The sequence below is a fragment of the Claveliimonas sp. genome (assembly GCF_037273965.1).
In the GTDB taxonomy this organism is placed as follows: Bacteria; Bacillota; Clostridia; order Lachnospirales; family Lachnospiraceae; genus Claveliimonas; species Claveliimonas bilis.
In genome coordinates this window covers 24,870-38,523 of the sequence record NZ_JAYAZJ010000059.1, presented here as the reverse complement: position 1 = coordinate 38,523, position 13,654 = coordinate 24,870, and the positions used below count along the sequence as shown (strand labels likewise).

Sequence of the window (13,654 nt, the reverse complement as noted above, 5' to 3'; positions counted from 1 at the left end):
CGACAGTACCTATTATAAGGTTATCAGTAAGCAGACCGTAAATCCCCATCAGTATGGTAGCCGCAATCGAGGAGATGGTGGTAAGGACAAATAGGAAACAACAGCTCCCAATACCTTGTGACCGTTAAAAAGCTGCCCCAATATGATGGCTGACTGGATACTGACCACATTGACAACCGCGCCGATGAAGGTAAGTACTACCATATACAGCAAAAAGAAATGAAAGCTGCTCTGGCTGGAAAATCCCAAAAGCCGGATAAATTCTCCCCAATGAGCGCTGAGAGCTTCGGTAACAGGCGGGATAGCGATCAGGATAAAAGCGCACAGGTACAGGATGAAAGCATCAATAGCGCACCATATAGTTCCAGAGAGTGTCTTTGACAGTAAGTGCATCCCTTTGGTGACGGGAAGGGTATTGGTGAGATATCCCTCATCGGAGAATAAATTTTTGTAAAATCTTACTGCTATAACGAGAAGGGTACCAAATGAAGCGCCCGCAAACAGGATGATATATACAGTAAAGGTCAAAGCAATAAGCAATTCGCTTATATCATCAGCTTCATAAGGAAATCTTCCGGTCAGGAATATGCGTCCCAGTATGGAAAATATAATCAGAAAAATATGAATGACGATCAGAAATCTGGTTGTAGATTTCAGATCATACCGAATCAGTTTGCCTAACATCTGAACACCTCCCGGAATAACGCATCTACAGATTTACCCTGATCCATTCGTATTTCATCTACCGCTGCATTGAGTACAACCTGCCCCTGCTTTAGAAAGAGAACCCGGTCCAGGATGTTTTCAATGTCTGTGATCAGATGGGTGGAGATCAGGATGGTCGCGTTTTCGTTATAATTTGTCAATATGGTCTGAAGAATATAGTCCCTGGCAGCAGGGTCCACTCCACCAATCGGTTCATCCAGAACATACAGCTGGGCGTCACGGCTCATTACCAGGGCCAGCTGAACCTTTTCTTTTGTTCCCTTGGAGAGAGCGCGCATACGGGAGTTGACGTCGATCTCCAGATCTGTCATCATATGGTAAGCGCGGTCAGTGACAAAGTTTTCGTAAAAATCTGAAAAATAGGAAATGATATCCTTGATCTTCATTGAGGGATCCAGATAGGTCCTCTCCGGGAGATAGGATACGATCTTCTTTGTCTCAACGCCGGGCACCATTCCATCGATCAGAACCTGTCCTTCTGTAGGAATCAAAAGATCATTGATCAGTTTGATCAAAGTGGTCTTTCCACTTCCGTTCGGTCCCAAAAGCCCGATGATCTGTCCCCGTTCCAGAACCAGATTCAGATTCGTAAGGGCGTTGACATGGTTGTTATATTGTTTGGTAAGCCCTTTGCATTCTAATATCGGCTTCATAGTCAGTGTTCCCCCTTTATAGCTTCCTGAAGTAGAGCAAGCGTCTCTTCATCCTGGAATCCGAGACTGCGCATTTTTTCAAAAAATTCATGGATATGGCTGGCAGCCTGTTCCTGTTTCATTTTTTTCAGCATAGCTTCATCCTCCGTTATAAACCGGCCGCTGGTTCTCTGGGCGTAAACCAGGCCGCTTCTCTCCAGTTCGGAAAGAGCTTTTTGCATTGTGTTTGGATTTACCGCGGCCTCCACGGCGAGATCTCTTACAGACGGAAGTTTATCGCCGGGTTTGTAGACTCCGGAAATGATATCCCTTTGTATCCGTTCCATAAGCTGCAGATAGATCGGGCGGTCATTATCTAATTCCCATGGCATGCATGTCACCTCGTTTCTATTGTACGATTTGATATCCAACAAATGTATTAGCTATATAATACAATAATACATAAATATAAAATTGTCAAGAGAAAAAGAAAAGCCGGCTTATTTGCCGGCGATTTCTTCCTGAAGACGGGAATTGAACTGTCCGCATCTTAACATCTGTATTTCTTCCCGATAAGGAGGGAAAGACTTTTTTGAATTTTCGGAAGAGGGGATATAGGGAGTTTCGAGAATCTTGGGAACATTTTCAAAATCAGGGTGATGCACAATGGTGTGAAGGGCATCAAAGCCAATGGTGCCAAAACCAATATTGGCGTGGCGGTCTTTGCGGGCGCCCATCGGATTCTTGCTGTCATTGATATGGAAGACCGCAATCTGATCTTTGCCCAGAATGCGGTCAAATTCATCGATCACACCGTCAAAGTTATTTTTAACATCATATCCACTGTCATTGGTGTGGCAGGTGTCAAAGCATACACGCAGCTTGTCGTTATACACAACGCCGTCATAAATGCGGGCGATTTCTTCAAAGCTTCGTCCGATTTCAGTCCCCTTTCCGGCCATTGTTTCCAGTGCGACATTGACGGTTGTTTCCCTGGTAAGGATGTGGTTTAGGCCGCGGATGATCTGAGCGATTCCAGCGGATACTCCTGCACCCACATGAGCTCCGGGATGGAGGATCAGAGTGGAGCTTTTGCAGGCGGCAGTACGTTCAATCTCCAGGGCAAGAAATTCTTCTGCAAGTTCATAGGTTTCCGGTTTGACAGTATTTGCAAGATTGATAATGTAAGGGGCATGGACAAGGATCTGTCTGATCCCGTGTTCCTCCATATATTTCCAGGCCGGGTCGATATTCAACTCGCTGATGTCTTTTCGTTTTGTGTTTTGAGGCGCCCCGGTGTAAAACATAAATGTATCAGCTCCGTAGGTGACTGCTTCTTTTGCAGAGCCAAGGAGCATATCCTTTCCGCTCATTCCAACATGAGAACCAATGATCATAACATTCCTTCTTTCTTTTATTATTGGTTATTCGAGGGTAGCATAGTTTCGCGGAAATGGCAAGGAAAATCCAGTTTGTCAAAAGAGAGATATTGAGGGAAAGGGGGAATTATGGTAGACTGTAGAATGATCAAAGGGTATTGTGGAACAGGAATGGAGGAAAAAAGATGAAAAAGCTTTTAGATAAGATAACCGCAGAAATGGAAGAGGCTTTTGAAGAAGCGGGTTATGACAGATCCTATGCAAAGGTAACGCTGTCAAACCGTCCGGATCTGTGTGAATACCAGTGTAATGGGGCTATGGCGGGAGCCAAGGTTTATAAAAAAGCGCCGATAATGATTGCAAAAGATGTGGTGTCTCAGATCGGGAGACAGGGCTGCATTGCAGAAGCAGAAGCAGTTGCTCCGGGTTTTATTAACCTGAAGATTGATGACAGATACCTTGCATCTTATTTGAATGATATGGCGGGAGAGGAAACGCTCGGTCTGGAAAAGACAGAGAATCCGGAAATGATCGTTATAGATTACGGCGGACCTAATGTGGCAAAGCCTCTCCATGTAGGGCATCTCCGATCCGCGATCATTGGAGAAAGTGTCAAGAGAATCTGCAGAGCAATGGGGCATAAGGTTCTTGGAGATATACACATGGGAGACTGGGGCTATCAGATGGGACTTATAATTACAGAGTTAAAGAAACGCCAGCCTGATCTTCCGTATTTTGATGAGTCTTTTGAAGGAGAATATCCCAGTGAGGCGCCATTTACCATCGGAGAGCTGGAAGAGATTTATCCGACTGCAAGCGCCTATGCTAAAGAACATGAAGAATACAGGGAAGAAGCATTGCATGCTACCTATTTGCTTCAGAACGGACACAAGGGATATACCGCTATCTGGAAGCATATCATGCAGGTTTCCGTGGCGGATCTGAAGAAGAATTATGCCAATTTAAATGTGGAGTTTGATCTGTGGAAGGGAGAGGCGGATGCGCAGGCCTATATTCCGGACATGATCGAACGGCTGAAAAAAGAGGGGTTTGCAAGGGTAGATGACGGAGCCCTTGTCATTGATGTAAAAGAAGAGACAGATACGAAAGAAATTCCTCCATGTATGATCCAGAAATCAGACGGGGCCTCTTTGTACGGGACGACAGATCTTGCTACTTTAGTCCAGAGAGAGGAAGACTATCATCCGGATCAGGTGATCTATGTAGTGGATAAGCGCCAGGAACTTCATTTTACACAGGTATTCCGGGCAGCGAAAAAAACCGGGATCGTACCGGAAAAGACAAGGCTTCGTTTCCTTGGATTTGGTACAATGAACGGAAAGGACGGAAAGCCCTTTAAAACAAGAGAGGGCGGTGTAATGCGCCTGGAGAACCTGATCCGTGAAATTAACGAGGAGATGTACCACAAGATCACGGATAACCGGACAGTGGGCGAAGAGGAAGCAAAGGAGACTGCCGGAATTGTGGGAATGTCTGCTATTAAATATGGAGATCTGTCTAATCAGGCCAGCAAGGATTATGTATTTGATGTGGACCGCTTTACATCATTTGAAGGAAATACAGGTCCCTATATTCTTTATACTATTGTACGGATCAAATCCATTCTTCATAAATATGAAGAAATGGGAAAACATCTGGAAGATCTTTCTGTCAGCGGAGCTCACAGTGACAGTGAAAAGGCGCTTATGCTGGAAATTGCCAAATACAATGCTGTCATGGAGACCGCTTATGAGGAAACAGCGCCTCATAAGATCTGTGCGTATATTTATGACCTGGCAAATGCATTCAATCGTTTCTACCATGAAACGAAGATCCTGGCAGAGGAGGATGAAAAAGTACAGGAGAGTTATATTGCAGTTCTGATCCTGACAAAGAGAGTACTGGAGGCATGTATCGATATACTTGGATTTGAAGCGCCGGAAAGGATGTAGACAGGAAATGGAGATTGGGCAGACAGAGAAGCTTTTTTATCAGGACAGTCACATGAAAGAATTTGATGCGAAAGTGCTTTCCTGTGAAAAGGATAAAAAGGGCTATCGTGTTATTTTAGAGAGGACTGCATTTTTCCCGGAAGGCGGAGGGCAATATGCTGATACCGGATGGCTGGATGAGGCAGAGGTCTGGGATGTGAAGGAAAAACAGGGAACTGTCCATCACATAACGGATCGTCCTTTGGAAGTAGGAAAAACTGTTCACGGGAAAATCAGCTGGGAAGAGCGTTTTGAAAAGATGCAGCAGCATACGGGAGAACACATCATTTCCGGGCTTGTACACGCCCGCTTCGGGTATGATAACGTAGGCTTTCACCTGGGAAATGATTACTGTACTATGGATTTTAACGGTCCTATCACGCCGGAAGAGCTGGAGGAAATTGAGTGGGAAGCCAACAGGGCAGTTGCCCTGAATCTGAAAGTAGAGACACTTTACCCCTCCAGGGAAGAGCTTTCCTTTATGGAATACAGAAGCAAAATAGAGATCGAAGGCCAGGTAAGGATTATAGAAATTCCGGGATTTGATGTCTGTGCATGCTGCGCCCCTCACGTAAAGAGAACAGGGGAGATCGGACTGATCAAGCTGGTAGGGAGGATGAACTACAAAGGCGGAGAGAGGATTACCATGCTGTGTGGGTTCCGGGCGCTTAGAGACTACCGGATCAAACAGGCAAATGTAAAAGCCATAGGAAATCTGTTGTGTGAGAAGGAAAATGAGACAGCAAAAGCTGTGGAAAAGCTGAAGGCGGAGCGGGATGGCTGGAAAAATAGAACATTGCTCCTCCAGCAGAAGCTTTTGAGATACCAGGCAGCTGAAACAGCAATAAGAGAAGGCGTGACCTGGATATTTGACAGCGGGCTGGAAGGAAACGGGCCAAGGGAGCTGATGAATGCTTTGCTTGACAGAGGGGCAAAAATAGCGGCTGTGTTTGCCGGAACATCAGAGGAAGGGTATCGCTATGTGATCGGAAGCAGGAAAGAGGATGTCCGTCCGTTTGGAAAAGAGCTGAACGAAAGGTTTGCCGGCAGAGGCGGCGGCAAACCGGAGATGGTTCAGGGAAGCCTGAAAGGGAAGCAATGCCTTATTGAGGAATATCTGAAGAATAAGTAAAAGGAAAGGACATGGGATGCAAAATCCATGTCCTTTTGCCGTTCCATTATAATTTGATTTTTATGACATCTACATCGAGATCCCACAGAAATTTGTCCAGGTCTTTGAAAGAAAGGAAAACGGTAGCAGTGTTTTCCAGAGGATGGATCCCGAGACTTTTACAGCGGGAAAGATCCTTGTCGATAAAAAATTCCACCGCATGATCTGTGTCATTCATAAGTCCGAAGGGGGAAACGCTTCCCTGTTTTAAGCCAAGATACTGTTCCAGGCGTTCCTCTGAGGCGAAGCTTAGATTGCCGGCTCCAAGCGCGCGTCCAAGAGACTTGAGATCTACTTTTTTCTTTTCATCGCAGGTGACAAGGAAGTGACGTTTGCCTTTGGAATCCCGAAGAAAAAGATTTTTGCACAGAGTACCCTTTTCCGGAAGGCCGAGGCGGTCCATGTCCTCCATAGTATGAACAGGTTCATGTTCAACGACTTCATATTTAATACCGAGTTTATTCAGTGCGTCATAGACACGCTGTTTCTGATCTTCCATATTATAAAACTCCTTTCCTGAAAATTATATTTACTATTATATGGCCTGGAGACAGGAAAGTAAAGAAAAGGAAGCGGAATCAGTCGGCAGAGAGTTTATACTTTTTTAATTGAAACTTTTGTAAATGAGAAGTAGAATAAGAAAATCAGGAGTTTTATGTACTGTTACATATTTAGATTTGGAAAGTGAGGAACAGAAATATATATGAGCAATCCATGGGAAAATCCCGGAACAGATCCCGGGTCCGTTGAACCGGGGCAGGAACAAAAGAAAGGCGAACAGGAGAAGACGCCCATACCGTCAATGCCGAAAGTATATAAAACCGGTGCATGGTATGTGTTTGTGCCTCTGGTGATCAAATTAGTCGTCAGTATGGTTGTCAGTATGGCGGCAGCGGGAATATACAGCTTTTTTTACATGTCCAACCACTATGATGAAGCAGTGGGGGCAATGCAGAATCAGGATGCCATGACGGATATGACTTTGACAATAACAGAGCAGCTGATGCAGTATACCACACTGCTGGAGGGGATCAGCGCATTGCTTGTGATTCCTATTATGTTGTTTTTGTTTCACAGGGATCGTAAGAATGAAAAATTTCTTGGAATTGTGCCGAACAAAAAAGCTTCTTTGTGGCAGTATGCAGGTGTGATCGGCATTTCGGCTGTCTTGTGTGTGGGTGTAAATAATCTGATCATAATCGGAAATCTTCAGTCGATGAGTGCATCATATCAGCAGACTACAGATGCCCTTTACAGTGCATCCCTGCCCGTACAGGTGATTTGTCTGGGCCTTTTGGTACCTGCAGCTGAGGAACTGGTATTCCGCGGGGTGATGTTCAGGAGGATGCGCCAAAGAGCAGGATTTATCCGCTCGGCAGTTTCAGCATCTTTGATCTTTGCCGTTATTCACGGAAATATGGTTCAGATGATCTATGCTTTTTTCATGGGAATGGTGCTCTGTTACTTATATGAAAAGTACGGATCTGTCAAAGCTCCGGTATTGGGGCATATGGTAATGAATCTTGTTTCAATTGCAGCTACAGAAACGGCTGCCTATGAATGGATGATGCAGCAGCCTATGAGGATCGGTATTATTACGGTTGTATGTGCAGCAGCGGCGTCCAGTATATTTGTGCTGATACAGCGCATTGATGAGAAACCAGTTCAGCCGTCAGTTTAAATATTACGGAAATATTACAAAAAATTAAAAAAGTATTGCAAAAATATAAATTTTAATTTATATTAAATGTATGGGAGGGGAAACACAGCAACAGGAAACAGACATAGCAGATAATTGAAAAGGGACAGAATTAAGATGAACAGAATAGGAAGAACACTGCTGATGACAGCATTAGCCAGTTCTTTAGCCACGACATCGGTACTTGCTGCACCGTCGGCTGCAGAGCTGGAAGAGAAAAAAGAGGCAGCTACAGAAGAGGCAGAGTCCTTGCAGGAACAGTTGACAGAGCTTATTACCAAGATCGGATCAATGGAAGAACAGCTGATCAAGACCGGAGAGAAGATCATACAGGCCGAGGAAGATTTGGAGGAAGCCGAGAAAAAAGCAGAAGAACAATATGATTCTATGAAACTTAGGATCAAATATATGTATGAAAGCGGAGAGTTAAGTTCTCTGGAAACCCTTATATCGGCAAAAGACTTTTCAGATCTGGTTAACAAAGCGGAATATATTCAGAATGTTCATACATATGACCGGCAAAAGCTGGAAGAACTGGAACAAACAGAAGCAGAAATAAAAGATCTGAAGGAAACTCTGGAGACAGAGCAGAAAAAGCAGCAGGATATGCAGGAACAATATGAGCAGGAGGAAGAAAACTTGAATGCGACTCTGACAGAGAAGAAAGCAGAGATTGCTGACTTTGACGAGCAGATTGCAGCAGCAGCTGAGGCGGCGGCACAGGAAGCGGCGCAAAGAGAGGCCGAGGCAGCAGCGGCAGCAGAACAGGAGGAATCCGGCGAAAGTGACAGTTCACAGCAGGATGAGTCTGACAACAGCACATCCTCTGAAAATACATCCGACGGTACAGAGTCGGGCGGCAGCTCTTCGTCGGGAAGCAGTTCCTCATCGGGAAGCAGTTCCTCGTCAGGAAGTTCCTCCTCTTCGGGAAATACTTCTGTGGCACAGGCAATTGTAAATGCAGCTTACAGCCAGTTGGGAGTTTCTTATGTATATGGCGGTTCCACTCCGGGATCTGCCCTGGATTGTTCCGGGCTTGTGCAGTACTGCCATTCTGTTGCGGGAATTTCTCTTCCGAGAACTTCTTATGCACAGGGTGGATGCGGAGTGGCAGTAACGGATCCGCAGCCGGGAGACATTGTGTGTTATGGAAGCCATGTAGGAATTTACATTGGCGGAGGGAAAATGATACATGCTCCGAAACCGGGAGATGTTGTAAAAATTGCCAGTGTTTACGGATCTCCGTGGTACAGGAGATGCTGGTAATCCGGTGAACATAAAGCTGAAAGCAGGAAGGCAGTAAAAAGAATTGCCTTCTTGTTTTTATTTCTTGGAAAATTTGTTGAAATTGCAGAAAAATTGTTGTATTCTTATTGTGTATAAATATAAATCAGGGTAATGGCGCTTCCGCAAAAGAGCGCGAAACAGACAGAAGTTAACAGCATACAGATAGAGATAAGGTGGGAGAGTATGAAGAAAAAAATAGTACAGGCAACTGTCACGGCGATGCTGGTCAGCTCCATGGTAGTATGTCCTGTTTTTGCAGAACCATCCATAGATGATCTGAAAGATAATAAAGCAGCTGTGGAAGGGGAAGTGACATCTCTGCAGAGTCAGTTGACAAGCATTCTTGACAAGATCAACACACTGGAAAGTGATCTTTCAAAAAAGCAGGAAGAGATTGAAAAGGCCAATGTCGATCTGGAAGAAGCTATTGTGCAGCAGCAAAAGCAATTTGCAGATATGAAAAAACGAATCCAGTATATGTATGAAGCGGGAAATGGAAATGAATTGGAGATCCTTCTCTCCGCGGAAAATTTTTCGGATTTGATCAATAAAGCAGAATACATACAAAATGTACATGAGTATGATAAAGAAAAGCAGGCGGAATGTGAAGCTACAACAAAGAAGATAGAAGAGCTGTCCGCCACACTGCAGGAAGAGGCAGAGTCTCTGGAAAAAATGCAGGTACAGTTGGAAGAGGACAAGACTTCCCTTAATACGATGATAGATGGGAAACAGTCAGAGATTGCCCAGCTGGATGCCAGCATCCAGGAGGCGGTGGCAGCCCAGAAAGCAGAAGAGGAAAAACGTCAGCAGGAAGCAGCACAGGCAGCAGCGGCCCAGGAGGCTGAAGAAAATAGCAACCAGTCCCAGCAGGGAAATAATTCCGCCGGAAACGAAAACAGCAACAGCGGATCAAACGGAGGAGGATCCGGAAGTTCATCAGGCGGAGGAAATGCATCGATTGTGCCGCCGCAGGGGACAGACGGAGCGGCAGTTGTGGCGTATGCAAGACAATTTCTCGGAAATCCTTATGTACTGGGAGGCAACAGCCTGACAAATGGAATTGACTGTTCCGGGTTTACCCAGCAGATTTATGCAAAGTTCGGAGTCAGTCTTGGAAGGACGGACAGTTCACAGGCTTATGCGGGAGTGGAAGTACCGCTTTCACAGGCACAGGCGGGAGACCTTCTGGTGTATTACGGACATGTAGGCATCTACAATGGAACCGGGGGGATCATCCATGCATCAGCTCCCGGAGTAGGTATCGTAGAGTGGAGTGACTGCACTTACAGGCAGATCCGCAGTGTCAGAAGAGTTCTGTAGTAAAATGTCAATGAAGAGAGAAAAATGATCATGAAAGTGCCGGAAAGCCAGAAAAATGCTTGCATCCGGCACTTTTTTATGGTATTATATTCAAGTCGCAAAAAAACACGCATATGTCTGCCTGTAAAGGTGCCTAAGCCTTTTTGATGGATTACAGGATGAAAGGCCGGTCTTACGGGAAATGCAATGTGCGGAAGTAACAAAACCAAATGGAGGAAAGAAACATGAGTGTTATTTCAATGAAGCAACTTTTAGAAGCAGGTGTTCATTTCGGACATCAGACAAGAAGATGGAACCCTAAGATGGCTCCGTACATCTACACAGAGAGAAATGGTATCTATATCATTGACCTTCAGAAATCTGTAGGAAAAGTAGATGAAGCATATCAGGCAATTTCCGATATCGCAGCAGAAGGCGGAACAATCCTGTTTGTAGGAACAAAGAAACAGGCACAGGACGCTATCAAAACAGAAGCAGAGCGCTGCGGTATGTTCTATGTAAATGAGAGATGGCTGGGCGGAATGCTCACAAACTTCAAGACAATCAAGAGCAGAGTAAACCGTCTGAAAGAAATCGAAGCAATGGCTGAAGACGGAACATTTGACGTACTGCCGAAGAAGGAAGTTATCCAGCTGAAGAAAGAGTGGGAGAAACTGGAGAAAAACCTTGGCGGAATCAAAGAAATGAAGAGACTGCCGGATGCAATTTTCATCGTTGACCCGAAGAAAGAAAGAATCTGCGTTCAGGAAGCACATACACTTGGCATTCCGCTTATCGGTATTGCAGATACAAACTGTGATCCGGAAGAGCTGGATTATGTAATTCCGGGAAATGACGATGCAATTCGTGCAGTAAAACTGATCGTTTCCAAGATGGCAGATGCTGTTATCGAGGCAAATCAGGGAGAAACAGGTTACGAAGAAGAATATGCAGAAGGTGAAGAAGCTTACGAAGAGCAGGCTGAAGAAGCTGCAGAAACAGTGGAAGCTTAATTAAAACCCCTTGTATAAATAAGATTTCGACGGAGGAATGAAAAATGGCAGTTACAGCTAGTATGGTAAAAGAATTAAGAGAACTGACAGGCGCCGGAATGATGGACTGCAAGAAAGCTCTTAATGAAACAAATGGAAATATGGATGAGGCGATCGAATACCTGAGAAAGAACGGTGAGGCAAAGGCAGTGAAGAAAGCCGGAAGAATTGCCGCTGAAGGTATTGTAATGGCAGAAGTAAAAGATGACAAAACAGCAGCAATTGTTGAAGTGAATTCAGAGACAGACTTCGTTGCAAAGAATGCTGATTTCCAGGCATTTGTAAAAGCTGTTGTTGATCAGGCAATTGCATCAGAGTCCAAAGATATGGATGCATTCATGGCAGAGGCATGGAACGAAGACGCTTCCAAGACAGTAAAAGATGTTCTGACAGAGAAAATTTCTGTTATCGGAGAGAACTTAAGCATCAGAAGATTTGAAAAGATTGTATCTGACGGATGTGTCGTAGCATATATCCATGGCGGCGGACGTATCGGTGTTCTCGTAGAGGCGGAAACAGATGTCGTAAACGATGAGATCAAGACATGCCTGAAGAATGTAGCTATGCAGGTTGCAGCTATGTCTCCGAAGTATGTATCCCGTGAGGAAGTTTCACAGGAATACATTGATCATGAGAAAGAGATCCTGCTTGCACAGGCTAAACTGGAGAATCCGAACAAACCGGAGAACATCATTGAGAAAATGATCATCGGACGTCTCAACAAAGAGATGAAAGAGATCTGTCTGTTAGACCAGGTATATGTTCAGGACGGTGACCTTACAGTTGCAAAATATGTAGAGAAGGTTGCAAAAGAGAACGGCGCTAACATGACTGTTAAGAAATTCGTTCGTTTCGAGACCGGAGAAGGAATCGAGAAGAAGGAAGAGGATTTCGCAGCAGAAGTTGCGAAACAGATGGGAATGTAATTTTCTAAAATAAAAGGTGCGTGAAGCCCTTGGAAATCCCGTAAAACGGGAATTTTCAAGGGCTTTTTTGCGTTTCGGAGCGAATCGAAACCCGAAGAGGAATTGCTGTAAATTCATAGTGAAATATCTTTAAGTTGATGACATTGCCCGTTTTACGGGTGGGGCGACATCTAGTGTCCGACACAATTCCTGAATACGCCTTTTATCTATAAGCAGCCGAAACCTTAAGGTATAAACGCGGGAACTTATTGTTTCTTCAATTTATTCGGCAGCAGTTCTATAATTTGTTATAGAAAAAAGAAAAGGAGAGATCTGACATGAAAAAGTTCGTCTATGAGTATACGACAAAGGTTTATTTCGGAGAAGGTGTAGCAAAGGAGCAGCTTGCATCGGCAGTTTCCGGATACGGTGAGAAGGTAATGCTTGCTTATGGCGGAGGTTCGGTAAAGAAAAACGGAATCTATGACGAGGTAAAGAATATTCTTGCGGATGCAGGAAAAGAGGTTTTTGACTTTAGCGGCATTATGTCCAATCCTACTTATGCAAAGGTACAGGAAGGTGCGAAACTTGCAAAAGAAAACAAGATTGATTTCATTCTTGCAGTGGGAGGCGGTTCCGTGATCGACTGCTGTAAGATTGTAGCAGCGCAGGCAAAGACGGAAAAAGATTTATGGGAGATGGAGATGACAGACCATCAGTTTCCGACAGATGTCCTGCCAATGGGGGCAATTGTTACAGCCTCCGGAACAGGAGCGGAAATGAACGGAGGTGCGGTCATTACCAACGAAGAGAAGGTGATCAAAGCGGGGATGGCAGCGGCAGCGCCCAGATTTGCAATCCTCGATCCTTTATACACTGCGTCCGTTCCGAGAATGCAGGTGATTTCCGGGGCGTTTGATACATTGAGTCATGCGATGGAAACTTATTTCGGAAATTCCGATCAGGATAATGTTTCTGATGATGTGGCGCTTGCAATCATGAAAAATACAGTTGTAAATATGAAACGACTGATGGGAAATGTAGATGATATACAGGCGAGAGGGAATCTGATGTGGGACTCTGCTATGGCAGAGAACGGGATCTTGAAAGTGGGAAGAGTGACGGATTTCCAGGCACATCAGCTGGAGCATCAACTTGGCGCATATACCGACTGCAATCACGGACAGGGTCTTGCAGTGATTCATCCCGCTTACTACCGTCATGTTGTAGAAGATGCTGAAGAGAAGTTTGAAAAGTTTGCTAAAGAAGTATTTGGTGCAGATACAGCCCGGGCAGGTGTGGAGGCTCTGGCAGACTTTATTAAAGCATGCGGTCTTCCAACAAAGATGAGCGAACTGAAGTCTAAAGTAGAGATTACTCCGGAAATCTTACGCAATGTAGCAGATACATGCAACGTAATCAAGTGCGGGCCGAGAGAACTTAGCCGTGATGAAATATACGATATTCTGATGGAATGTATGTAAACATATTTAAGAGGAAAGATGCCTTT

General features: G+C 44.7%; 13 protein-coding genes. 8 read left to right on the top strand and 5 right to left on the bottom strand.

Going from position 1 to position 13,654, the window contains the following annotated elements:
- Window positions 1-48: 48 nt before the first annotated feature.
- From WJ238_RS04270 to WJ238_RS04255, 4 genes are all read right to left on the bottom strand, one after another.
- The gene (locus tag WJ238_RS04270; RefSeq protein ID WP_337606253.1) at window positions 49-684 is read right to left on the bottom strand and encodes a hypothetical protein; all 636 of its coding nucleotides are present in this window, start codon (window positions 682-684) and stop codon (window positions 49-51) included.
- On the bottom strand, window positions 678-1,379 hold the full coding sequence (locus tag WJ238_RS04265; protein WP_230105732.1) for an ABC transporter ATP-binding protein: 702 nt from the start codon (window positions 1,377-1,379) through the stop codon (window positions 678-680). The genes WJ238_RS04270 and WJ238_RS04265 overlap by 7 nt, the downstream gene beginning before the upstream one ends.
- A gap of 2 nt (window positions 1,380-1,381) precedes the next feature.
- Complete coding sequence (locus tag WJ238_RS04260) at window positions 1,382-1,750, bottom strand: GntR family transcriptional regulator (protein WP_230105733.1); 369 nt, start codon at window positions 1,748-1,750, stop codon at window positions 1,382-1,384.
- A gap of 108 nt (window positions 1,751-1,858) precedes the next feature.
- Window positions 1,859-2,755 carry a deoxyribonuclease IV gene (locus WJ238_RS04255; protein WP_230105734.1) on the bottom strand — a complete coding sequence of 299 codons (897 nt, stop codon included), beginning with the start codon at window positions 2,753-2,755 and terminating at the stop codon, window positions 1,859-1,861.
- A 167-nt stretch (window positions 2,756-2,922) separates the two neighbouring features.
- Here WJ238_RS04255 and argS point away from each other — a divergent pair, with 167 nt between their 5' ends.
- Window positions 2,923-4,689 (top strand): arginine--tRNA ligase, encoded by a 1,767-nt coding sequence (argS, locus tag WJ238_RS04250; protein ID WP_230105735.1) that lies wholly within the window; start codon window positions 2,923-2,925, stop codon window positions 4,687-4,689.
- 7 nt (window positions 4,690-4,696) lie between these two features.
- On the top strand, window positions 4,697-5,860 hold the full coding sequence (locus WJ238_RS04245) for an alanyl-tRNA editing protein (protein WP_337606252.1): 1,164 nt from the start codon (window positions 4,697-4,699) through the stop codon (window positions 5,858-5,860).
- Window positions 5,861-5,906: 46 nt separating this feature from the next.
- On the opposite strand, the gene WJ238_RS04240 is transcribed toward WJ238_RS04245, so the two are convergent.
- Window positions 5,907-6,398, bottom strand: a complete 492-nt coding sequence (locus WJ238_RS04240; protein ID WP_256193818.1) for a prolyl-tRNA synthetase associated domain-containing protein — start codon at window positions 6,396-6,398, stop codon at window positions 5,907-5,909.
- Window positions 6,399-6,602: 204 nt separating this feature from the next.
- Here WJ238_RS04240 and WJ238_RS04235 point away from each other — a divergent pair, with 204 nt between their 5' ends.
- From WJ238_RS04235 to WJ238_RS04210, 6 genes are all read left to right on the top strand, one after another.
- On the top strand, window positions 6,603-7,580 hold the full coding sequence (locus WJ238_RS04235) for a CPBP family intramembrane glutamic endopeptidase (RefSeq protein WP_337606250.1): 978 nt from the start codon (window positions 6,603-6,605) through the stop codon (window positions 7,578-7,580).
- Window positions 7,581-7,715: 135 nt separating this feature from the next.
- Window positions 7,716-8,864, top strand: a complete 1,149-nt coding sequence (locus WJ238_RS04230; RefSeq protein ID WP_256193821.1) for a C40 family peptidase — start codon at window positions 7,716-7,718, stop codon at window positions 8,862-8,864.
- A 204-nt stretch (window positions 8,865-9,068) separates the two neighbouring features.
- Window positions 9,069-10,208, top strand: a complete 1,140-nt coding sequence (locus WJ238_RS04225; RefSeq protein WP_230105740.1) for a C40 family peptidase — start codon at window positions 9,069-9,071, stop codon at window positions 10,206-10,208.
- Between the two features lie 224 nt (window positions 10,209-10,432).
- Window positions 10,433-11,200 (top strand): 30S ribosomal protein S2, encoded by a 768-nt coding sequence (gene rpsB, locus WJ238_RS04220; protein ID WP_230105741.1) that lies wholly within the window; start codon window positions 10,433-10,435, stop codon window positions 11,198-11,200.
- A 44-nt stretch (window positions 11,201-11,244) separates the two neighbouring features.
- Window positions 11,245-12,165 (top strand): translation elongation factor Ts, encoded by a 921-nt coding sequence (tsf, locus tag WJ238_RS04215; RefSeq protein WP_316269100.1) that lies wholly within the window; start codon window positions 11,245-11,247, stop codon window positions 12,163-12,165.
- Between the two features lie 317 nt (window positions 12,166-12,482).
- Complete coding sequence (locus WJ238_RS04210) at window positions 12,483-13,628, top strand: iron-containing alcohol dehydrogenase (RefSeq protein ID WP_316269098.1); 1,146 nt, start codon at window positions 12,483-12,485, stop codon at window positions 13,626-13,628.
- Window positions 13,629-13,654 lie beyond the last annotated feature (26 nt).